Consider the following 22,605-nt stretch of genomic DNA (forward strand, 5'->3'; position numbering starts at 1 on the left):
CGCTGTGTTGAAGGAGGTGGAGTGATGGTGCCGCGACTGAGATTCGAGACGATCTCCAAGAGCTTTCCCGGTGTGAACGCCCTGGCCGACGTGTCGTTCGACGTTGCAGCCGGCGAGATCCACGGACTTCTCGGCGAAAACGGCGCCGGCAAATCCACGCTTCTGCGAATCCTCTCCGGCGTGTTCCGCCCGACCTCGGGAACCGTCTTCGTCGATGGTGAGGCCGTGGCCTTCAAGAAGCCGATCGATGCCCGCGGCGCGGGCATTGCCATGATTCACCAGGAATTGCAGCAGGTGCCGCATTTGAGCGTCGCTCAGAACATGTTTCTCGGTCATCCGCTGACCGGTCTGGGTGGTCTTTTCGTCTCCCGCCGTGAGCAGGAGAGCCGCGCGGCGCAAGCCCTCTCGCTGATCGACAGGACTATCGATCCTTCGGCGCCGATCTCCTCCCTCAAGGTCGCGCAACGCCAGATCGTAGAGATCGGCCGCGCGTTGCTCGACAAGGCGAAGGTCATCGCCATGGACGAGCCGACGTCGAGCCTGACGCCGAGCGAGTTCGACCGTCTGGCAGAGGTGGTCGCCAGCCTTTCGGCGAGTGGCGTCTCGATCATCTATGTCTCCCACAAGATGGATGAGGTCTTCCGCATCTGCCAGCGCGCCAGCGTCATGCGCGACGGCAAGCTCGTCGGCATGGTCGATCTCAAGAGTGCGTCGGAAAAGGACGTGATCGCGATGATGGTCGGTCGCGAGCTGATGCAGGAGGAACACAATTCCTTCGTCACCGATACGGTCAAGCTCGAGGCGAAGAACCTCTCCTCCGCAACGAAGATCCGCAACGTGTCGTTCACGCTGCACAAGGGTGAAGTGCTTGGCATTGCCGGGCTCGTGGGCTCCGGTCGCACGGAACTGCTGCGGCTTCTGGCCGGCGCTGATCGCCTGAGCGAGGGGTCGATCGCCATCGACGGCAGGGCAGTTTGTTTCGCCACCCCGCGGGACGCAATCGCCGCCGGCATCGGTCTCGTGCCGGAAGAGCGCAAGCGGGAAGGGATCATTCCCCTGCGTCCAGTCAGTACCAACATGGCGCTCGCTTCGCTTTCAAGCTTTTCGTCGGGCGGCATGATCAGCACGGGCAAGCTCCGTGCGGCCGCACAAGATTTGTTGAAGCGCGTCAATCTGCGGCCGTTTCAACTGGATCGCCCCATCCGCCTTTTCAGCGGGGGCAATCAGCAGAAGGCGATCATTGCCCGCTGGCTGGCGGCCAAGTCGCAGATCTTGCTGTTCGACGAGCCCACCCGCGGTATCGATGTCGGCGCCAAGTCCGAGATCTATCATCTGATCGAGGATCTCGCCCGCGAAGGCCATTCGATCATCGTCGTCTCCTCCGAACTGCCGGAGGTTATCCGGCTCTCGGACCGCGTGCTGGTCATGCGGGAAGGTTCGATCGCTGCGGACATTCCACGCGACCAGCTGAGCGAAAGCGCGATCGTCGCGCAGGCCATTCCCGGGGCCAACCCCGGCGCCACCGTCGCCCGCACTGCGAGCTCCGCGTGAACCAGACAGGACACCCAATGACCAGTTCTTCGATTGCATCCGTTAAGCCCGCACCGATCTTTCGCCGCTTCTCGTTTTCGCTCCGCGATGCCGGAACCCTGATCGGGCTCATCATCATCATGGCCGTGTTTGCCGCGCTCGTTCCTGGCTTCCTCTCCGAACGAAACCTCATCAATATCCTCCAGCAGTCGAGCATCAATGCGTGCCTTGCGCTCGGCATGACGCTGGTGATCATCTCGGGTGGCATCGATCTATCCGTCGGTCCGACGGCCGCGATCTCCGCCGTCATCACCGCGACCCTCCTACTGGCCGGCACGCCGATACCGCTGGCGATCTTCACCGGTCTTGGCGTCGGCGTCGTCTGCGGCTTCATCAACGGCGCGCTCGTCGCCTATGTCGGCCTGCAGCCGTTCATCGTCACGCTCGGCACGCTCAGCACCTACCGGGCCATCGCGCTCATTTATACCGGCGGAAATCCTGTTCTCGGCATTCCCGCGGGCTTCCGCTCGCTCTTCAACGGCAATCTCTTCGGCATTCCGACGCCAGTCATTATCGTCGCTGTCGTTGCGATTGCCGCCTGGATTCTGCTCAAGAAGACACCGATCGGCGAATATCTGATGGCGGTCGGCGGCAATGAAGAGGCAGCCTATGTAGCCGGCGTTCCGATTGCGCGCACCAAGATCACGGCCTATGTCATTTCCGGGGGGCTGGCAGCGCTCGCTTCGCTGATCCTGATCGGGCGTCTGGGGGCTGCCGAGCCTATCCTCGGCAATCTATGGGAACTTGACGCGATTGCGGCTGCGGCCATCGGCGGCGCTTCGCTGATGGGTGGCAAGGGAAGCATTCTCGGCACGATCCTCGGCGCCATCATCCTTGGTGCGATGCGTAACGGTTTGACGCTGATGAACGTTCAAGCCTTCTATCAACTGCTCGCCACCGGCCTTATAATCCTCGTCGCAATGATGATCGATCGCGCGACAAGGGGACGGGGATGAACGCTGAAAGCTTCGACATGAAGGCCGTCGGGCCACGCATCCGGATGATGATGCCGCTCTTGACGCCGCTCGAAGCAAAGGTCGTCGATACCGTTTTCGCCATGCGCGATTTCAGTGACGAGACGTCGCTCAAGCAGATCGCGGAGAACGCCGGCGTTTCCGAAGCCATGGTGGTCAAGATCACCAAGAAGCTCGGCTTCTCCGGTTTCCGTGACTTCCGCTCCGCCGTCAGCCAGTATAATCGCCAGCCGACGGCAGAGATGCATCAGGAACTGTCCGTCGAGGATACGTCGCTTGAAATCGTCCAGAAAGTGTTTCGCACCTCGATCCACGCCCTTGAGGAAACGCTTGCCATTCTCGATATGGAAGCATTCGACAGGGCGGCGGATCTGATCCACCAGGCGCGAAACCGCGATTTTTACGGCGTCGGCGGCTCGGCGCAGATCGCGCGGGATGTGGCGCACAAATTTCTTCGAATCGGCGTGCGCGCCAGCGTCTTCGACGATTCCCACATGATGCTGATGTCGGCCTCGTTGCTGGTGGATGGCGATATCGCCATTGGCTTTTCCCATTCCGGCAACACGATCGCTGTGATCGAGGCAATCCAGCTCGCGCGCAGGAACGGTGCGCGCACCATTGCAATCACCAACTACGATTCCTCGGCTCTCGCCCAGTCCGCAGACGTGGTTCTGTGTTCCACCGCACAAGGTTCACCGCTGATGGGGGAAAATGCCGCAGCGCGCATCGCCCAGCTCAACATACTTGATGCCATCTTCGTGGCCGTCGCCCAGCGCGACTATCAGGCAGCCGAACGCAATCTTGAACGCACCATGTCCGCCGTAACGTCCAAACGAAAAGATCGCCTCCCATGACATCTTCGCCTGTTGTCACCGTCTTCGGCAGCCTTCACTACGATATCGCCGTCTTCGGACCGGCCCGGCCCCGAAAGGGCGAGACAGTGACGGGGACATCCTGGCATCCGAAAAGCGGCGGCAAGGGCGGCAATCAGGCGGTTTCGGCTGCCCGCACCGGGATAGCCACCTCCATGATCGGGGCGGTTGCCGGTGATGACTTCGGGGATTTTCTTATCGCAAATCTCGCTCGCAAAAATGTCGATCATAGATTCGTCCGGCGTGATGCATCGCAGTCAACCGGCATGAGTGTCGCGATTTTCGATGCTGAAGGCGACTATGGGGCGGTTATCGTGTCGGGAAGCAATCTGACGCTTGGCGACCACGATGTCTCGGCAGCTCGAGATCTGCTCAGCAGAACAACAATTCTCGTCCTGCAAAACGAGATTGCGGATGTCGCCAACGTTGCGGCGGCAAAGGCCGTCAAGCAGGCAGGCGGGCGCGTGCTGATCAATGCAGCCCCGGCACGTATTCTGTCGAACGATCTGCAACACCTGATCGACATCATCGTCGTCAATGCCATCGAAGCCGAAATGCTGGCAGGCGTTCCCGTTGTTGAGACACTTGACGGCGCTCTGGAGGCAGCCAGGAAGCTTGTGAAGATTTTCCCGGAAGTGGTGGTCACCGCCGGGGGATCGGGGGTCGCCTACGCAAATCGTAGTGGAGAGGAGATCGCCGTTGCAGCTGTAAAGGTTGAGGTTGAGAGCACGCATGCAGCCGGAGACGAGTTCATCGGCGTCCTCGCTGCGGAAATCGCATCCGGGAAGACGATGAACGCCGCGCTTCAGAAGGCAAATATGGAGGCTGCACGACTGGTTAGTACACCCGAAAAGAATCGTCTGAGATGAAGTCCGGCAGGCGCCTTCGTTGATGGCGCAACAATCATCGTCACAGCCTGCCGGGCCGGCATAGCGCAGGGCACGAAACCGCGTCACTCTGGTCTCCGAGCGTAAAACGTGTGCCACCCATCGCCGTCACCGTTCACCCTGTATGCGTCCCATTCAAGAGCCAGACCCGCCCCCTGGATGCACAGCGCGAAATCGTCCCGGCGCCAGTAGGACATATGGTAGGCGCCGCTCGTCTCTCCGTCCCCGTCACGCATCGACACCAGGAAGACGCCTCCCGGGCGTAGCGCAGCGACGATCTTTTCGAGGACTAGGCCGGTCTGGTCACGAGGCACATGTATGAGGACACAGAGAGCGACCACCGCGTCATAGGGGCCGCCGAGGTCGTCGGTGATGACGTTGAGGAGCTGGCCCTCCTTGCCGCGCGCCGCCTGCAGTTCCAGAAACCGTCGCGTGGCATCGGTTCGCCTTACCGAAACGCCCTGTGTCTCCAGGAAATCCGCATCCCATCCGGCCCCAGACCCGATTTCAAGGATCTGGCCGCCCTTGCCGGCGGCGGTAGCGACCTGCCGCAGAGCCGCCTCGAGGCTTGGCGAGGGAAACGGATCAACGATGCGACTATAGTCATCGGCGCAACCTTCATAAGAATCGATCGTGCGCTGGGTGTTGGCCAAGGTGGCGGAAGAGATGTGCATTTGACCTCCGAATGGTTTGCATCCTGGACGCCGCTCGGGGCGTCTCAAACCATCCTCGGTCTAAGGCGGGCATAAGCACATCAGGCAACATACCTAGACAATCAAATAGGAATGCGATGCCTGTGTCGTGCGAACGACAGATACCGGTAGGGTATAGCCAGACAAGCGAACCTTAGGCCGGATCGACGATCCGGAGCCGGTGCGCCATTGCGGCTGCGGCGCCGCGGCTGGGGACGGAGAGCTTGCTCAAGATGTTGGAGACATGAACGCTCGCCGTCTTCGAGGAAATGAACAGATTGACGGCGATCTGGCGATTGCTCTGTCCCGCGGCGAGAAGCCGGAGCACCTCGAATTCCCGATCCGTCAGGCCGAGGGGTGCCTTCGGCATGCCACCCTCCTTCCCGTCTCGTAGATCGATTCGGGCCTTTTCGGCGAGGGTCTCGATCTGATTGGCCAGGAGGGGAGCGCCGATCGAATGGGCAAGGTCCGCGCCTCGCCGGAAATGGCCCGCACCCTTTGCGCGCTTGCCGGCATTCACTGCAGCACCACCGGCCTGCATAAGGGCATATGCCTGCCGAAAGGGCTGGCTCAAATCAGCCCAGCTTTGGGCAACCGATTCCCACGCATCGAGGTCGGAACCCGTCGAGCGCAACATCTCGGCCAAGATGCCCAGCCTCTCGGCTTCCTCCACCACATTGCGGCACGGGGATCGAGCAGCAAGGTCAGCGAACTGCCGGGCGACATCTTTCCGGTTCGTATCAACGGCAACACGCATCGCCGAGGCCAGGAGCGGCCAAGAGACGCCTCCTTGCTTCTCGAAATGGGTCAAGGCGGATCTTACCAGGATCGCAGACTGATCCATGTCACCCGCCAACGCGCGGCTTTCGATGTCAAATCTCAGAAGATCGACCGCCACGCGGCTCGCAACCTGCGGGCCTGGTGGCAGACTGCGCAAGGACCTTGCCGCCACGGCAATTTGATCCGAATTCCCCAATACCAAAGCGATTTCCGCCTGGCATTCCAAAACGTGAACGAGCCCCAGCGGCAGCGGATCCAATGCCGCCATCCGCTCGCACGTCTCAATGGCTTCGGAAACGCGGCCCAGGGCGAGGAGGGCGCGGCACAAAGGCGAACCGACTATCGCCCCGATATAGCGCGCCTGGCCGAACTCGACTGTCCGCGCAAAGATCGCCGGTCCGACTTCAATGACCTGCACGTATTTTCCTGTCTCAAACAGGGCTTGAAGCAATGCCGCGCCCGCCAGCACCTCGACCCTCCCGATGGAGGCCTGCCTCGCGCGGGCAACGACGCTCCAAAGAGCATCGATGTGGTAACTGCCCGATGCCATGTCCAAAGACTTCGCGACGATCAGTGCCTCTATGCGGTACTCCTCATCATCGAGCCTTTCAGACAGATCCTTCAGTTCGTCGCCCAGGCGCCTGGCGCGATCGAACTCTCCCCTCAATATCAGCGCGCGGGAAAACTGGCCCAGTCCGTCCGCGCGTAGCCTTGTGGACTCGGGCGCATGATCAAGCGCGCGCTCAAGGTCGGCTATCTCGCCTGGGATAAGTGCGTGTTGACGCATCACCGCGCGCTGCAGAAGAAGCGCTGCCAGTTGCTCGTTGTCGCGATCGACATCCACTTCGGCGAGTGCGCGTTCGACAAAGGCCAGCCCCTGTTCCGCCTCCGCCGCCCAGCAGGCGGCATCGGCAGCGAGTTCCAACACCCTGCAGTGATCCGCGCCGATCACTTCAATCGCATCATCGACCTCGGGCCACACTGCCAGCACGAGCTTCAGCATCTCCATCTGGTCTGCATAGGCGAAAGTGGCAGCGGCCTCAGTGGCGGATTGCCAGGCCCATCGCAGGCAATTTTCGGCTTGGCCGGCGCCGCGCCAGTGGCGCGCGAGCGCAACGGAATGCCAAACCCGGTAGCTTGGAACCGGTCCGCGTTCGAGCACCTCGGCATAGGCGCGATGGATGGCCACCTTTTCGGCGGCGATCATGTCAGCCCGCACCGCTTCCTGAATGAGTGTATGGCGGAAAGCATATCCATCATCATCAGGCACCAGGATCCCAGCCAAAATCGCGGGATGCAGCAATTCTGCCAATTCAAGGTCCGCGTTGTTCGCGACGCTGCGAAGAAGCGCATGGGTAATATGCGGGCCGCCCAGCGCCATCCCCTTCAACAGCTTGGCCGTCGGCGCCGGCATGTCCCTGACAGATCTCAGCAGGTAGTCATTGAGCGAACCAGGAAAATCTTTGCGCAAGCTTCCGCCGGCATCGATGAGTGCCTCCGTGAAAAGCGGGATTCCGCAGCACCGCGTATGGACCTCATTGATCATCGCAGGTGTTGGCGGGCGTCCCAGGAGCCCCTCGAGTTGCACGGCAACCTCCGCGCGCTGAAGGCGGGGAAGCGTCAACACCTCGGCGCCCTCGGAAAGTGAGAGGTCCGCGATGGTCGTCCGCAGGGCGTTGGCGGCGCTGGTCTCCTCGGGTCGATAGGTGACGACCAGCATGATCCGGATTTTCTTCAGCCGTGTCGCGAGGAAGCGAAGCAGATCGCAAGTGGCCTGGTCGGCCCAGTGAATGTCCTCGATGACCACGACGAGCGGCATCTCCCGTGCCAGCTCCTCGAACAACTTTCGCAGCACCTCGAACAGCCGCGCTCTTGCGATGCCAGCATCGAACCTTTGAGAGGTCTCGCCGAATTCCGGAAGAAGCCAGGCCAGTTCGCGCGCACCCTCGGCGCCGACAAGCGACCTGGCCGCCGGCCCACCGCGAAGCTGAACAAGCTCATGCAGCACTGCCGTTACAGGTGCATATGGCAATGCAGATTCCCGCTGCTCAATGCACCCGCCTTTCAGAATCAGGGCACGGCCGGACAATCGGCTGGCAAACTCTTCAACCAGCCGGGTTTTGCCGCCGCCTGCTTCTGCCCCGAGAAGAAAGGAACGTTGCCGCCCGCCAGAAACATCTCGGAAAGCGGATTCCATCGAATCGAGTTCTACTGCACGGCCTGAAAACCGAGACCTTCTGAGGAATGTCGACACAAGATGCTCCGATACCTGAAGTTCGAGATTAGCAGAGATGAAGACATAGTCATCCCGACGTAGCAGAGTGGCGATGTGGAGATTCCAAGGACCGGCGATGTTCAGTCCCCGGAACCCTGACCTGGATCTGACTAGATCACCTTATGCTGCCAAAATGGTTTTTGGGGCCTGCAATACTCAAAATGCCCGATGCGGCACCACCCACCTTAGCCACAGGATGGGGAATATGCGGACGTCAAGTGACGTTCGCGTGGAAGCCTGCAGATACGAAGACCTACGATTTTCGCTGCTTCACCCAATCCAATAAAGGATGTCCCCAAGTGACTGAACGTATGATCAAGTTTGATGACGTCGAGATTGCCACTCAGGCTTTCGGCAATCCGGCGCATGAGCCGATCCTGCTTATCATGGGCGCCATGGCTTCCATGTTGTGGTGGCCGGACGACTTCTGCCGAAAACTTGCTGATCACGAGTTTTATGTCATCCGCTACGACAATCGAGACACCGGCCACTCGACGATCTACCCGCCGGGCGAACCACCCTATGCAATGGACGACATGGCTGAGGACGCCATCAGGGTACTCGATGGCTACGGCATCGACGGCGCCAATCTGATCGGAATGTCGTTGGGTGGCACGATCGCCCAGATCGCCACTCTCTTAAATCCGAAGCGCGTCAAGACACTAACGCTGATCTCCACCACGCCGGTGGGCATTGATACCAGTGCTCTGCCCCATACGACCGACGCCTACATGGAGCACGCAGCGACGGGTGAGAACGTCGATTGGACAGACAATGCCCAAGTGATCGAATTCCTCTTCAAGGATACCCAGATGATCGCCGGTTCGGCGCACCCTTACGACGAACGGCAGGCGCGCGCCTTCGTTGAACGTGACGTCAAACGAGCCAAAAACTTCGTCAGCGCCACCAATCATTTCATGCTGAAGGGCGGTCAGGCGTTAAGGGACAAACTGGCTGAACTTGCCGCGCCTCTCCTTGTCATACACGGAACGGCTGATCCGATTTACCCCGTTGAGCACGGTGAATTGCTGGCGCGCACCGTCAAGGGAGCAAAGCTCATTCGGCTCGAGGGCGGTGGTCACGAAATTCATCTCCAGGATTGGCAAGAGATCATTTCTGCGATCGACACGCATTGCGGTCGGTAGCTTAATGGCATCAGGAAGCAGGCAGGGCCGTACCGACCAACAGCTACGCCCTCCCGTACATCCGGCTCGCGCGCAACAGGCGTTGCGAGTAGGGGTGTTCGACCGCACCTCTTCGGAGAGCGCCGACATCGACTTGTTCGACGATCTCGCCCGCTTCCATGATGGCGACGCGGCTGCACATGTGCGAGACGACGGCGAGGTCATGGCTGACAAGCAGATAGGTCAGACCGCGATTGACGCGCAGATCCTGGAGGAGATTGAGGATTTCGGCCTGAACCGACACGTCGAGCGCCGATGTCGGTTCGTCGAGAAGCAGTACATCCGGATCCAGCATCAGCGCGCGGGCGATGGCTACGCGCTGGCGCTGGCCGCCGGAGAGCTGGTGCGGAAATCTGTAGCTCAGCGCCGGATCGAGGCCGACCGATCTCAGGACGGCGTTGACGTCGACGGAATTCGTATCGAGGCCCTGGTTGCGCAGCGGTTCTTTCAGCTGCGAGCGGATGGTCTTGCGGGGATGCAGGGATCCGTAGGGGTCCTGGAACACCATCTGCACCCGGCGGAAGAATGGCCGACTGCGCCGTTGATTCAACGGCTCGCCGTGGAGCTCGATCCGGCCGTCATAGTTGGCGTTGAGGCCGGAAAGCGCCCTCAAGACAGTGGACTTCCCGCAGCCGGACTCGCCGACCAGACCGAAAGCAGTTCCCTTTTCGATGGCGAAGCTTACGTCTCGAACGACAGGCCGCTGCCCGGGTCCGAAACGGACCGTAAGATTGTCGATTTTGATCACCGCGGCGGCTCCAATGCGAATTCTTCAAGCCAGGCCGGATCTCGTTTCAGGATCGGCAGCCGGGCAGGGGGATCTTCGATCGTCGGCAGGGATGCCAGCAATCCTTGCGTATAAGGATGTCGGGCCTTGTCGAGATCGCGCGCTTCGAGCACTTCCACGACCCGGCCCGCATACATGATGAGGACGCGATCGCAGAAATTCCGGATGAGATTGAGGTCGTGGCTGATGAAGATCAGCCCGAGATTGCGGCGCAAGACCAGTTCGTCGAGCAGGGCCAGGATCTCGAGCCTCACCGTCACGTCGAGCGCTGACGTCGGTTCGTCGGCGATCAACACTTCGGGTTCGGCAATCAACATCATGGCGATCATCGCCCGCTGACCCATCCCGCCCGAGATTTCGTGCGGATAAAGGCGGGCCACACGCTCCGGATCGCGGATCTGAACGGCCTCGAGCATATCGAGCGCCTGCTGCCAGGTCTTCTTGGCGCTCGTCCTCGGATGATGGAAGCGGTAGGTCTCGGCGATCTGTTCGCCGATCCGCATGACGGGATTGAGCGAATATTTCGGATCCTGCAGGATCAGGCCGATCCGCCGTCCCCTGATCGTCATCATCGTTTTTTCGGTCGCCTTGAGCAGATCGACGTCGCGAAAGCGCATCCGCTCGGCATTGACGATCGCGGTCGGCGGCAGCAGCTTCATGATCGCGCGGCCGACGGTCGACTTTCCCGATCCGGATTCACCGACGATCCCGAGTTTTTCCTGTCCAAGCGAAAAGCTGACGCCGCGTACGGCCCGCACCTGTCCGCCGCCAAAGGCGATTTCGAGGTTCTGAATATCGATCAAGGGCTCTGTCATTCTGAACCTCGGGGATCGAGAACATCGCGAAGCGCATCGCCGACGAGGTTGAAGGCGAGGCTGACGAGCGCAATGGCAATGCCAGGTGCTGCGATGACCCAGGGGCTGTCGAGCATGAATTCACGTCCGCTGGCGGCCATCGAACCCCATTCCGGCCATGGCGGCTGCGCGCCGAGGCCGAGGAAGCCGAGACCGGCGGCAGTGATGATGATTCCGGCCATGTTAAGGGTGACGCGGACGATCACCGAGGGAATGCACATCGGCAGGATGTGACGAGTGATGATCGCAATTGATGTCGCGCCCTGCAGGCGTACGGCGGCGATGTAATCCGCCTTGCGAAGGCTGAGCGTCTCGGCCCGCGCGAGGCGCGCGATCGGCGGCCAGGCCGTCAGCGAAATCGCGATGATCGCATTGGTGATGCCGGGACCGAGCGCTGCGGCAAAACCCAACGCCAGCACCAGCCCGGGAAAGGAAAGGAAAATATCGGTGACGCGCATCAGGATTTCATCGACGATGCCGCCGAAATAGCCTGAGACAGTGCCGATCAGCAGGCCGAGCGGCGCGACGATGACCGTGACGAGCATGATGATGTAGAGCGTGGTGCGGGCGCCATAGATCACCCGGGAAAAGACGTCGCGGCCAAAATTATCGGTGCCGAGCCAATGGCTCGCGGACGGCGGAGCAAGCCGCCCGGCCATGTCCTGAACGATAGGGTCATAGCTCGTCAGCAGGGGGGCGGCCAGCGCCACGACGATCAGCACGACGATGATGGCTAGTCCCGCCAGCCCAAGCGGATGCAGGCTGAATTTCCGCCAGCCCTGATGAATTTGCTGCGCCGATGACTGGAACCAGCCTCGAGGCTCCGGCGTGAGCAGCCAGTTGCGGAGGCCGCCAGTGTTAACGCTGTCTGCATGCTCAGAGGAGATCGTCATGGCGTCACCGTGTCCTCGGATCAAGAATGCGATAAAGGAAGTCCGACAGGATGTTGATCGTCAGGAAGACGGCGCCGATCGTCAGGACCGAACCCATGACCACGTTCATGTCGTTCATCTGCAGCCCCCGGGTCAGGTACTGGCCGAGCCCCGGCCACCCGAAGACGGTCTCGATCAGCACCGCCCCTTCGAGCAGCCCGCCGAAGGTCAGCGCCATGATCGTCAAAAGCTGCACCCGGATGTTCTTGAATGCATGGCGCCACACCACTTTGCGGGTGCCAAGCCCCTTTGCCCGCGCCGTGATGATGTATTCCTGGCTCAGTTGCTCCAGCATGAAGCTTCGCGACATGCGGCTGATATAGGCGACGGAATAATAGCCGAGGATGGTCGCCGGCAGGATAATGTGGCCGAGCGCGTTGTGGAACACGTCCCACTGGCCCTGAATCGCCGCGTCGATCAGGAGAAAGCCTGTCATCGGCGTGACGAGGCCTTCATAGAAGACATCGATCCGGCCCGAGGCGCCGACGAGCTTCAGCTTCGCATAAAAGACGAAGAGCGCCATCAGCCCGGTCCAGAAGATCGGGATGGAATGGCCGGCAAGGGCGACGATGCGGGCGATGTGATCGATGATCGTTCCGCGCCTGACGGCAGCCGTGATCCCCAGGGGAACGCCGATAATCGCTCCGATGATCATGGCGATGACCGCTAACTCGATGGTGGCGGGAAAAATCGTCAGGAGATCGGTGAGGATCGGCTGGCCCGTCGTCGCCGATGTGCCGAGATCGCCTGTCGCGATCTTTCCGACATAGGCGAGGAACTGCATCCAGACAGGTTGCCCGAGCCCCAGCTCATTATAGACCCGATCATAAACCTCCTTGCTGACCTCCGCCCCGGTGATGGCAAGCACCGGGTCGGCAGGCAGCAGGCGACCCATCGAGAAGGTCAGGAAGAGCAGGCCGAGCAGCGTCGTCACGACCGCGACGGCGCGCCCTGCCAAGCGCCGCAACAGGCTCATGAGAGGGTGCGGGGCCGCATCGGCGAACCCGCCCTCCGTGGAACGACGGCTGCTTTCCCGCTTCGCTGTCAGATCGGCGCTCGCCACGGCGTTCTACTCCTTGGTCACGTCATGCCAGCGCGTCGACCATGTCGTGTGCCCGTGATAGCCCTTGACGTTGGCGCGCATGACATACGGGTCGGTTCGCTGGAAGAAGATGACGAGCGGCGAGGCCATGGCGCTGTAGATTCCGTCCATCTTCTTGAAGATATCCGTGCGCTTGCCGGTATCGCGCTCCTTCATCGATTGATCGACGAGTGTGTTGAGCTCGTCCACCTTCATGCCTGTGCGCCAAAGATAATAGCTGCCGAGACGCGCCTCGTCGCTATTGTCGGGGTTGAAGGCATATTGTGTGGCCACGGCGAAGGGATCGGGCAGGCGGGCGCCGGAATTGCCGAGCAGCACTTCGAATTTGCGCTCACGGAAGGCGGGCGTGAATTCGCCCGGCACGAGATCGAGATCGAGGCCGGCGGCGCGGGCACTCGCCTGCAGCGCTTCGGCGAAGGGCAGGGTCGGGGCTCCCGACGGATTGAGCACCTTCTTCAGGCCATTGGGGTAGCCTGCTTCCGCCAGCAGCTGCTTGGCCTTGGCGGGATCGTAATCGTAGTGCGAGGCAGCTTCCTCAGGGGCGCCGATCATGCCACGCGGGATCATCGACTGCCAGGGAAAGCCGGTATAGCGCATGATGTTACCGGAGATCGCCTTCCAATCAAAGGCATGCTGGAAGGCCTCGCGAACCTTCGGCTTCTGCAGATCCGGGTCTTTCTGGTTGAGCGCGATATAATAAAAACCGAGGCCCGGAACGCTTTCAATCACCATGTCCTTTTTGTTGGACAGGGCATCGAGGTCGCCGCTTGCGAGGTATTGGCCGACATCGACGTCGCCGGCTTCGAGCTGCAGTCTGAGGTTACCGGATTCTGGAATGTGCCGGGCGACGACGCGAGCCATGGCCGGCGCCTCGCCCCAGTAGTCCTTCCGTGCGTTGAAGATCGCAACGTCGTTCGGCCGCCATTGCGTCAGCGCGAACGGGCCGCTTCCGGCCGAGTTGGCAGAAAGCCATGCACCGCCGAAGTCGCCATTTGCCTCATGCGACAGTGCCGTCTTCTTGTCGATGATGCCGATCGATGAGCCGGCAAGCGAATAGAGCACCAGATCGGTGTTTACCGCCTGCGGCAGCTCGATTTCGAGCGTATGTTCGTCCTTTGCCCGAACAAGCTTTTCGACGTTGTCGGGTGTAAAGCCCCAGAGAGCGATGTCGGTGGAGCCGACCTGGCCCATCTTGATGACGCGCTGGATCGACCAGGCCGCATCGTCGGCGGTAACCTTGTTGCCGCTCTGGAAGACCGCATCGTCGCGCAATGTCAGCGTGATAATCTTGCCATCCGCCGAGACGCTCCATTGCGTCGCGAGCATCGGCTTCAGCGTTTTAAGGTCGTCCGGCGACAGTTGCACGAGGTTGTCGTAAATGTTCGAGATCAGTTCGGAAACGGTGCGGGCATTGTTCTGCGCCGGATCGAGCGTCCTTATCCCGGTAAGATTGGTGCCGATCACCAGCATATTGGGCGGCGACGCCGCGAAGCTGGGCTGTGCCGTCATCATGGCGCCGGTAATTGCGATCGTCGTCAGTACCTGTCTCAACATCTCAAGACCTCCCAATCCTGTTGTTTGCGGAAATAGAGCAATTCCAGGAAAAGTGCGAAGCGGTTTTCCGTCCGGAATTGCGTAAAAACAAAGGGTTAGAGCGGCTCCGCGCTTCCATGAAAAGCGGAGCCGCTCTCGTGTCGAACTCAGCCGGCCGCCTTTGCGGAATCCTGCTGGTGTGGATGGATCTGGTTGTTGCCGGCGGCATCCCAGCGCTGAAGCAGCCGATGAAGTTCCTCGCGATCATGCCGATCGAGCAGCGGCAATCCCGGCACGCGCACGGGGCCGACATCGAGGCCGGAATAGGTGACGGCCTCCTTGACGACAGTCACGTTCGCACCATTGCGGAATTTGGTCCGCATCCGCTCGAATGGTTCAAGCTGGTTGACGATAGCCCTTGCCGCGCCGAAGTCGCCTCTTTCGAGCGCATCGTGCACGGCAAGCGACAGGTGCGGCGCGATATTGACCAGACCGGATGTGAAGCCGCGCGCGCCCGCAGCCGTAAATGTCGGCGCCCAACTCTCCGCCAGGCCGCAGACGAACAGCGCGCCGGCCGGATCGGCGGCAGCGATCGCTCTGGAAAGCAGCATCAGATCGGTGGTGGCAAACTTGATGCCGGCAATATTGCCGTGGTTTGCGAGGCGGGTAATATCCTCGACACTGAAACCCTCGGCCCTGACATAGGCGATGAGCGGCAGGGTGGAAGCATCCGCAAGATTGCAGAAATAGTCGATCTGGGCCGAAGGTGCTGCGAAAGGATCGACGGGCTGATGCGACATGACAGCGGATGCGCCGATCGTCGCCGCATCTTTCGCCATGCCGATCGCCTCGCGCAGCGACCGGCCGATCGCCGCCGTCACCGGCGCCTTGCCGTTAACGCCCGAAACCGCCGCCTCATGGACGATCCGGATTTCCTGCGGCGTCAGAGCATAGAATTCCCCGGTATTGCCGGCAGCGACAATGTTGTGAATGCCCGCTGCCGCGACCCGCTCATAGACCTTCGCCGTGATCCGGGGTTCGACTTCACCTTTGCCGTCATAGGCGGTGACGGGAACACCCGATACGCCTGTAAGCGCCTTGCGCATGGTTGCGATGCTCATCTCTCTTCCCCGTTATCTTTCCATCTATTCGCTGTCATTTCGAAGGGAGGCTCGCTGTCATCCCGAAGGGTGACCGGCCCCGAAGCGAAAGGGCGGCAGGCCCTCTGCATCCACATCAAAAGCGATCACCGTCCCCGCCTCGAAACGTCCGGTGCGATCCGTCGACAGGCTCGTGACAAAGAGGGTACGCAGATCCGGCCCTCCGAAACACGGCATTGTCGGCGCTGCGACCGGCAGAATGTAGATCTCGACGATTTCGCCTCCGGGCGATATTCGGTTGAGGCGACCGGCGGAAACGCCGGCGCTCCAGTAGAACCCGTCACGATCGGTTGTCGCGCCGTCCGGCCGACCCTCATCTTCCGTGAAGCTGCGAAGCCGGCGCCCATCGCCGAGGTCGCCCGTATCGGGATCGAAGTCGAATGCCTGCAGGAAGCATTGCCGGCTGTCGGAGTGATACATCCGCCGGCCGTCCGGCGACCAGGCAAGGCCGTTGGAACTCGTCAGTCCGGTTGCGACGGTCCGCGTGCGGCCATCGGCGCCCACGCGGTAAAGTGCGGCCTCATCGGTCTGCGGCTTGGCTTCGCTGAACGAGCCGATCCAGAAATGCCCGTCGGGGCCGACCTTTCCGTCATTGAGGCGGCAGTTGAGGTGGCGCCCGACTGGATCGGACACGAGCTCAAAATCTCCAGAGACGGGATCGAAGAGATGGACGCCCGTCTGAAGCGCCACGACGATCCTGTGATCGCGGCAAAGCCCGAGGGCGCCGATTGCGGCCGGCATGTCGAAGCGGTCGATCTTTCCTGAAGCCGAGAGCCGGACGAGCGCCGGCGCTTGAATGTCGACGAACGACAAAGTGCCGGTCTCGTCGTCCCATACCGGCGATTCACCAACCGTCAGCGGCTGTTGGATCACGGAACGGACGTCCGGGCGGATGATTCGCGGGGCCGTCATTCAACCGTCTCCAGGTTCTTGGCCAGACCCTCGGCGTCGCGCATGCGGATGGTGCCGTCGTGATTGATCTCACAGAACCCGCCACCCTGGAACGCAAGCGCGACCGGCCCTTCCGATCCCTCTTCGATGCGGGCGTGATCGCGCGGCCGGTCCTGTGGCTGGTAACCCAATCGTGCCGCCAGACCGTTGTCCCACCAGATCTCCTCGGCATCAGAAACGCCATAAACCACCGTTGCTGCGATCAACGGGTGCGACAGGCCGATCCTGACCAATTGCGCCAGGTCTCGGGCGCTGATCCAGATCGCAACGGATCGCTCGCTGTTGGGATAGGTGCCCGCATTGCCGATGCGGATGGAAAGAGAGCGAATGCCTGATGTATCGTAATACAGCCCCGCCACAAGTTCGCCCCAGCATTTGGAAAGTCCATAAGGGCTGTCGGGGCGCATCGGGTCGAGCGGCGACACGAGCTGGCCGCGCGGATAAAAGCCCGTGGCATGGTTGCTCGATGCATAGACGACCCGCTGGACCTTGTTGGTCCGCGCCGCTTCGTAAAGATTGTATGTTCCAAGCACGTTCGCGTGCAGAATGGCGTTCATGTCGATGCCGCTGGCAATGCCGGCGAGATGAACCACACCGTCGACATCCTTCAGCGCAGCCGTCGCCTCGTCGAGCTTGGTAAGATCGGCCTTTACGAAGCTCTCGTTTTCGCCAAGCTCGCCAGGCTCCTGGAGATCGATCAGGCTGAGGTGCTCGACATGCGACCGAAGGAGCGGGCGCAGCAGAGTTCCTACACGTCCGGCAGCACCCGTCATGGCGACCCGTTTCATCATTTCTCCTCCCATTGTCGCTCAAACGCCCTGGAACATGCGGGCGCGAGCATTCAGTATGTGTTTTTTCATCGCATCGTGCGCTTCGGTTTCCCGGTGCGCGAAGATCGCCTCGACGATCACCGCATGCTCATCCTGGACGCTGCGGATCTGTTCCGGCGTCCGCTTCAAGCTCAAGCTTCGCGTAACGGAATGCCCGATGGCGAAATGCGGCTTGAACCACTCGCGCAGAGTGATGTGGAACTGGTTGCCGGTCGCCATGGCAATTGCGTCATGCAGAGCCTGGTCTTCCTCGGCACCAAGCTCTCCGTTGCGCAGACATTGTTCGATCGAAAGAAGCGCTGCCGTTATCCGCTCCCTGTCGGCTGGCTGCCAGTTTCGTGCGGCAAGCTCCGCCGCCTCGGCTTCGAGACCGGCGCGGAATTCGAAGAACCGCTGGACATCGGCCAAGGAGCCGACCGGCACCATTTTCAGCATCGACGAATCCGGCCTTTGCCTGACATAGGAACCGGAACCCTTGCGCGAAACGACCAGGCCATCGGCTCTCAACCGTTCAAGCGCTTCGCGCACGACGGGTCTCGATGCGCCGAAATCAGCGGCGAGCTTCGTCTCCGGCGGCAGTCGTTCGTTCACAGGAAAGTTGCCGTCGGCGATCATCTCCACGATCTTCTCGTAGATGATGTCGCTGAAGCGCGTTGCGCCCCTGTTCGAAACGGCATCGACCATAAATGTCATTCCGGTCCTTTTCTCTCGTCTCTAGACGCCATGCGACGGCGTTGACGGCCGCACCCTGGCTGTCACCGTCCATGATGTTCAGGGCGGTGCACAGCATCTGACAGATCGAACGTTTTTCATCCTGCTGACCGTATTTCAGCGGCACAACATCGTATTTCGATGCTGCATCGCTACGAAATTTGTAATTATCTGTCAACTCTTGTAATCATTTGCGAACGTGTCTATGGTTTCGGTCGTAGCGCCGAGGAGGGCGTCAGCGGCGGGTCGGGAGCCCGCCGCATCAGCCGGTGCAAAGGCTGCGCCGGCACAAAAGGGAGGAATTCGATGGCCAATGAAATACTGTCGCGTGGTGTCACTCGCCGCGCCGTACTTGGCGGCATGGCTGGTGTCGCAGCGCTGTCTATCGCCGGTCGCGTCTCTGCTGCAGGTGGCGAAGCGCCAGCACTTGCGCAGCTCGCCAAGGATGGAAAGCTGCCGCCGCTCGCCGAGCGCCTGCCGAAAAAGCCGATGGTCGTGACGCCGTTCGAGAAAGTCGGCACCTATGGCGGTTCGCTGCGCCGGGGCCTTCGCGGTTCATCCGACCATAACGGCATCCTGCGCATGGTCGGCAACCAGAGCCTCGTGCGCTGGAACCTCGATTTTACCGCCGTGCAGCCGAACCTTGCCGAACGCTGGGAAGTCAGCGATGACGCAACGCAATTCACGTTCCATCTCATCGAAGGCGTGCGCTGGTCGGACGGTCATCCCTTTACGGCCGATGACGTCGTCTTCGCGATCGAAGACTGCGTCAAGAACACCGAGCTTTACAGCTCGACACCGGCGCAGCTTGCGGTCGCCGGCAAGCCGGTCACCGTCGAGAAGGTCGACGATTATACGGTGAAGTTCACCTTTGCCGCGGCCAACGCGCTTTATCTGGAAAACCTCGCCACGCCACTTGGTCAGCATCCGACGCTGTTCCCGAAGCACTACTGCAGCCAGTTCCTGCCGAAATATAATCCGAATATCGAGGCCGATGCGAAGAAGGCCGGCGTCACCAGCTGGACGGAGCTGTTCCGCAGCCGTTGCGGCGACATCGAGATCCCGTCGCGATGGGGCAATGTCGACAAGCCGACACTCGATCCATGGGTGATCAAGGAGCCCTATGCCGGTGGCGCGACGCGCGTCGTCATGACCCGCAATCCATATTTCTGGCAGGTCGATACCGAGGGCAATCAGCTTCCCTACATCGATGAAATCAACTTCGGCATCTCGCAGGACGTCGAATCGCTGATGCTCAACGTCATCTCCGGAAAGATCGACATCCAGGAACGCCATATCAGCGTCCTCGCCAACAAGCCGACGCTGTCCAAGAACATGGAAAAAGGCGATTATCGTCTGCTGACGCTCGTGCCTTCGGCCTCGCAGCAGTGCCAGATCTACTTCAACATCACCCACAAAGATCCTGCCATGCGCAAGATGTTTGCGGATAAGGCATTCCGGCAAGCGCTCTCGATCGGCATCAATCGCCCGGAGCTCATCGACATCGTCTATTTCGGACAGAGCGAGCCCTACCAGGCCGGGCCGCGTCCGACCCATCCCTGGTATAACGAGAAATATGCGCGCCAGTTCACCGAATATGACGCCGACAAGGCGGGCGCGATGCTCGACGAGGCCGGCTACAAGAAAGGCGGCGACGGTTTCCGGCTGCGGCCCGACGGCCAGAAAGTATTCTTCTCGATCGACGTCATTCCGACGCTCTATCCCGACCTCGTCGATGCCCTCGAACTGGTCAAGACGCATTGGGCCCAGATCGGCATCGACATGAAGGTCAACACGATCGAGCGGGCGCTCTATTACACCCGCGGCGATGACAACGCCCATGATGCGGCGGTATGGCCGGGCCCTGGCGGCCTCGATCCGATGCTCGATCCGCGTGATTTCTTCGCCTTCCATCCACAGGGCTCGCGTTACGCCATTCCGTGGACGCTTTGGTACACCTCCAACGGTGCGCGTGGCGAAGAACCACCGGAAAGCCAGAAGAAGCGCATGAAGCTCTTCGACGAAGCGCGTTCGACGGCCGATCTCGACAAGCGCGGCGCGATCATGAAGCAGATCTTCGACATCGCGGCGGAGGAGTTCGAGACCGTCGGCCTTTGCCTTGCTGTCGGCGGTTTCGGCATCATCCGCAACAATCTGCGCAATGTTCCCGAGAAGGAGCCGGATAGCTGGTCCTGGCCCAATCCCGGCCCTGCAATGCCGCAGCAATTCACCTTCACGAGCTGATTTTCGTCTTAAGCGCCGTGCCCGACGGTACGGCGCTTTCTTTCAGTTCGCCCTCCGAGATGCCTTGCCGGTCCTGACGGCCGACAAGGCTCAGGGGGCGGCATTCAATGCAAGAGGCGCCTTCATGCTGGTCTTTATCGCCAAACGCTTCCTATGGATGATTCCGTCGCTGTTTGCCGTCAGCTTTCTCGCTTTCGTGCTGATCCAGCTGCCGCCGGGCGATTATGTCACAACCTATATTGCGACGCTGGCAGCATCCAACGAGATCGTCGATCAGAACACGGCGGCGCAACTGCGTGAGCGCTTCGGCCTCGGCGACCCGATGCTCGTCCAATATTTCAAGTGGATATGGGGCATTCTCACACGCGGCGATTTCGGCATTTCCTTCGAATGGCAGCAGCCGGTCTCTGACCTGATCTGGGAGCGCATGGCGCTGACGCTCGTGCTGGCCCTGTCGACATTGATCGCCACCTGGGCGATCGCGCTGCCGATCGGCGTCTTTTCCGCGGTGCGCAAATATTCGATCGGCGACTATTTCTTCACTGCATTCACCTTCTTCGGCCTGGCCGTTCCGTCCTTCCTGCTGGCACTGGTGCTGATGTATGTCGCGGCGGTCGAATTCGGACAGGATGTCGGCGGGCTCTTTTCGCCGGAATACGAGAACGCGTCCTGGAGTTTCGCCAAGATGGTCGACCTCTTCTCGCATCTCTGGCTTCCCGTCATCATCCTTGCCGTCTCCTCGACGGCAAGCCTTATCCGCGTCATGCGCGCCAACATGCTTGATGAATTGCCGAAGCCTTACGTCACAACGGCACGGGCTAAAGGTCTCTCAGAGTTCCGGCTGCTGATCAAATATCCTCTGATGATCGCCCTCAATCCGTTCATCTCGACGATTGCCTGGCTGCTGCCCAACCTCATCTCCGGCTCGGTCGTCGTCGCCATCGTCCTCAATCTGCCGACGGCGGCACCTTTGCTGCTGCAGGCGCTGATGGCCCAGGACATGTATCTCGCCGGCGCCTTCGTCCTGCTGATCTGCGCGCTGACGCTGATAGGCTCTCTGATCAGCGATATCCTGCTTGCGCTGGTCGATCCCCGCATCCGGTTGGAATAGGAGCCCCACGTGGCCGACATCACCGTTACGAACATTCCCCCGGATCGCGCCGCCGTCGCGTCGCAGTGGCAGCTCATCTGGTGGGCTTTCCGCCGGCACCGGCTGGCCATGGTGGCGCTTGTCGTCACTGTGCTGATGTATATCGTCGCCCTGCTTCCCGGCTTCTTCGCCATCAACGATCCGTACCTGCAAAATGCGCGGGCGACGTTTCATCCGCCGCAGAGATTGCATCTGATCGATACTGAGAACGGGTTCTCCTTCGGTCCGCATTATTATCCGATGAAGCTGACCCGCGATCCTGAAACGCTGGCCGCCATCTTCAAGGAAGACACGACGAAGCGTGTCGACGTCCAGTTCTTCGGGCGCGGCTACGAATATTCGGTGTTCGGCCTGTTCAGGACCAACATCCATCTGATCGCCTCGCCCGACAAGACTACGCCGCTGCTTCTCTTCGGCGCCGACAGGCTTGGGCGCGATGTTTTCAGCCGTACGGTGCAGGGCTCGCAGATCTCGCTGTCGATCGGCCTCGTCGGTGTCTTCTTCTCGCTCATGCTCGGCATCGTGCTCGGCGGTATCTCGGGATATTACGGCGGCCGCATCGATTTTTTCCTGCAGCGGGTGATCGATTTCGTGCTGTCGTTGCCGACGATCCCGATCTGGCTGGCAATGGCCGCGGCCCTGCCGCAGGATTGGCCTGCGACGCTGCAATATATGATGATTACGATCATCCTGTCGCTGACCGGCTGGGCACAGCTCGCCCGCGTCGTTCGCGGCCGCTTCCTGTCTTTGCGCACCGAGGAATTCGTCGCCGCCGCCAGGCTCGACGGTGTTCGCGAAAGGCGCATCATCTTTCGCCACATGCTGCCGAGCTTTGCCAGCCATATCATCGCGTCGATCACGCTTGCGGTGCCGGCGATGATCCTTGCCGAAACCTCTCTCTCCTTCCTGGGGCTCGGTCTGCAGCCGCCGACCATCTCCTGGGGCGTGCTTCTGCGCGAGGCCCAGAACATTCGCTCGATCGCCACCGCGCCATGGCTCTTCATGCCGGGCTGTGCCGTCGTGGTCGCCGTGATGGCGCTCAACCTTCTCGGCGACGGCCTGCGCGATGCGGCCGACCCCTACAACAAATGAGGCCG

The 22,605-nt window shown here is 60.8% G+C and carries 19 protein-coding genes; 8 read left to right on the forward strand and 11 right to left on the reverse strand.

Annotated elements, in window-relative coordinates; genetic code table 11:
* Positions 1 to 24: 24 nt before the first annotated feature.
* The 4 genes from CUJ84_RS29355 to CUJ84_RS29370 are packed head-to-tail and all read left to right on the forward strand — an operon-like array spanning position 25 to position 4,305.
* Complete coding sequence (locus CUJ84_RS29355; protein ID WP_105009119.1) at positions 25 to 1,551, forward strand: sugar ABC transporter ATP-binding protein; 1,527 nt, start codon at positions 25 to 27, stop codon at positions 1,549 to 1,551.
* Positions 1,552 to 1,568: 17 nt separating this feature from the next.
* A complete protein-coding gene (locus tag CUJ84_RS29360) occupies positions 1,569 to 2,546 on the forward strand; it encodes an ABC transporter permease (protein ID WP_105009120.1) in 978 nt (325 codons plus the stop codon).
* A complete protein-coding gene (locus tag CUJ84_RS29365; protein ID WP_018245818.1) occupies positions 2,543 to 3,418 on the forward strand; it encodes a MurR/RpiR family transcriptional regulator in 876 nt (291 codons plus the stop codon). Before CUJ84_RS29360 ends, CUJ84_RS29365 begins: the two co-directional genes overlap by 4 nt.
* Positions 3,415 to 4,305, forward strand: coding sequence for a PfkB family carbohydrate kinase (locus tag CUJ84_RS29370; RefSeq protein WP_105009121.1), 891 nt, complete (start codon positions 3,415 to 3,417; stop codon positions 4,303 to 4,305). Before CUJ84_RS29365 ends, CUJ84_RS29370 begins: the two co-directional genes overlap by 4 nt.
* 83 nt (positions 4,306 to 4,388) lie before the next feature.
* Here the strand turns inward: CUJ84_RS29370 and CUJ84_RS29375 are convergent, their stop codons facing one another.
* Both CUJ84_RS29375 and CUJ84_RS29380 read right to left on the reverse strand, forming a co-directional pair.
* Positions 4,389 to 4,997, reverse strand: a complete 609-nt coding sequence (locus tag CUJ84_RS29375) for a class I SAM-dependent methyltransferase (protein ID WP_105009122.1) — start codon at positions 4,995 to 4,997, stop codon at positions 4,389 to 4,391.
* A gap of 172 nt (positions 4,998 to 5,169) precedes the next feature.
* Entirely contained in the window at positions 5,170 to 8,049 is a 2,880-nt protein-coding gene (locus CUJ84_RS29380; RefSeq protein WP_105009123.1) for a helix-turn-helix transcriptional regulator, read from the reverse strand.
* A gap of 320 nt (positions 8,050 to 8,369) precedes the next feature.
* On the opposite strand from CUJ84_RS29380, the gene CUJ84_RS29385 reads away from it, so the two are divergent.
* The gene (locus CUJ84_RS29385) at positions 8,370 to 9,215 is read left to right on the forward strand and encodes an alpha/beta fold hydrolase (protein ID WP_105009124.1); all 846 of its coding nucleotides are present in this window, start codon (positions 8,370 to 8,372) and stop codon (positions 9,213 to 9,215) included.
* Between the two features lie 43 nt (positions 9,216 to 9,258).
* On the opposite strand, the gene CUJ84_RS29390 is transcribed toward CUJ84_RS29385, so the two are convergent.
* From CUJ84_RS29390 to CUJ84_RS29430, 9 genes are all read right to left on the reverse strand, one after another.
* Positions 9,259 to 10,002, reverse strand: coding sequence for an ABC transporter ATP-binding protein (locus CUJ84_RS29390; RefSeq protein ID WP_105009125.1), 744 nt, complete (start codon positions 10,000 to 10,002; stop codon positions 9,259 to 9,261).
* The gene (locus CUJ84_RS29395; protein ID WP_105009126.1) at positions 9,999 to 10,856 is read right to left on the reverse strand and encodes an ABC transporter ATP-binding protein; all 858 of its coding nucleotides are present in this window, start codon (positions 10,854 to 10,856) and stop codon (positions 9,999 to 10,001) included. The genes CUJ84_RS29390 and CUJ84_RS29395 overlap by 4 nt, the downstream gene beginning before the upstream one ends.
* A complete protein-coding gene (locus CUJ84_RS29400) occupies positions 10,853 to 11,788 on the reverse strand; it encodes an ABC transporter permease (protein WP_105009127.1) in 936 nt (311 codons plus the stop codon). The genes CUJ84_RS29395 and CUJ84_RS29400 overlap by 4 nt, the downstream gene beginning before the upstream one ends.
* Before the next feature lie 4 nt (positions 11,789 to 11,792).
* Entirely contained in the window at positions 11,793 to 12,890 is a 1,098-nt protein-coding gene (locus tag CUJ84_RS29405; protein WP_105009128.1) for an ABC transporter permease, read from the reverse strand.
* 6 nt (positions 12,891 to 12,896) lie between these two features.
* On the reverse strand, positions 12,897 to 14,483 hold the full coding sequence (locus CUJ84_RS29410) for an ABC transporter substrate-binding protein (RefSeq protein ID WP_105009129.1): 1,587 nt from the start codon (positions 14,481 to 14,483) through the stop codon (positions 12,897 to 12,899).
* A 146-nt stretch (positions 14,484 to 14,629) separates the two neighbouring features.
* Positions 14,630 to 15,583: a dihydrodipicolinate synthase family protein gene (locus CUJ84_RS29415; RefSeq protein ID WP_105009130.1), complete on the reverse strand. Its 954-nt coding sequence runs from the start codon at positions 15,581 to 15,583 to the stop codon at positions 14,630 to 14,632.
* Positions 15,584 to 15,640: 57 nt separating this feature from the next.
* Entirely contained in the window at positions 15,641 to 16,534 is an 894-nt protein-coding gene (locus CUJ84_RS29420) for an SMP-30/gluconolactonase/LRE family protein (RefSeq protein WP_105009131.1), read from the reverse strand.
* Entirely contained in the window at positions 16,531 to 17,361 is an 831-nt protein-coding gene (locus CUJ84_RS29425) for an NAD-dependent epimerase/dehydratase family protein (protein ID WP_105009132.1), read from the reverse strand. Before CUJ84_RS29425 ends, CUJ84_RS29420 begins: the two co-directional genes overlap by 4 nt.
* Before the next feature lie 21 nt (positions 17,362 to 17,382).
* Positions 17,383 to 18,096: a FadR/GntR family transcriptional regulator gene (locus CUJ84_RS29430; RefSeq protein WP_105009133.1), complete on the reverse strand. Its 714-nt coding sequence runs from the start codon at positions 18,094 to 18,096 to the stop codon at positions 17,383 to 17,385.
* Between the two features lie 324 nt (positions 18,097 to 18,420).
* Between CUJ84_RS29430 and CUJ84_RS29435 the strand changes: the two genes are divergently transcribed.
* The 3 genes from CUJ84_RS29435 to CUJ84_RS29445 all read left to right on the forward strand — a co-directional run bounded on the left by CUJ84_RS29435 (position 18,421) and on the right by CUJ84_RS29445 (position 22,600).
* Complete coding sequence (locus CUJ84_RS29435; protein ID WP_105009134.1) at positions 18,421 to 20,358, forward strand: ABC transporter substrate-binding protein; 1,938 nt, start codon at positions 18,421 to 18,423, stop codon at positions 20,356 to 20,358.
* A 124-nt stretch (positions 20,359 to 20,482) separates the two neighbouring features.
* A complete protein-coding gene (locus CUJ84_RS29440; RefSeq protein ID WP_105009214.1) occupies positions 20,483 to 21,469 on the forward strand; it encodes an ABC transporter permease in 987 nt (328 codons plus the stop codon).
* Positions 21,470 to 21,478: 9 nt separating this feature from the next.
* A complete protein-coding gene (locus tag CUJ84_RS29445) occupies positions 21,479 to 22,600 on the forward strand; it encodes an ABC transporter permease (RefSeq protein WP_105009135.1) in 1,122 nt (373 codons plus the stop codon).
* The last annotated feature ends 5 nt before the right edge of the window (positions 22,601 to 22,605 follow it).

The organism is Rhizobium leguminosarum, from assembly GCF_002953715.1.
Taxonomy (GTDB): domain Bacteria; phylum Pseudomonadota; class Alphaproteobacteria; order Rhizobiales; family Rhizobiaceae; genus Rhizobium; species Rhizobium leguminosarum_V.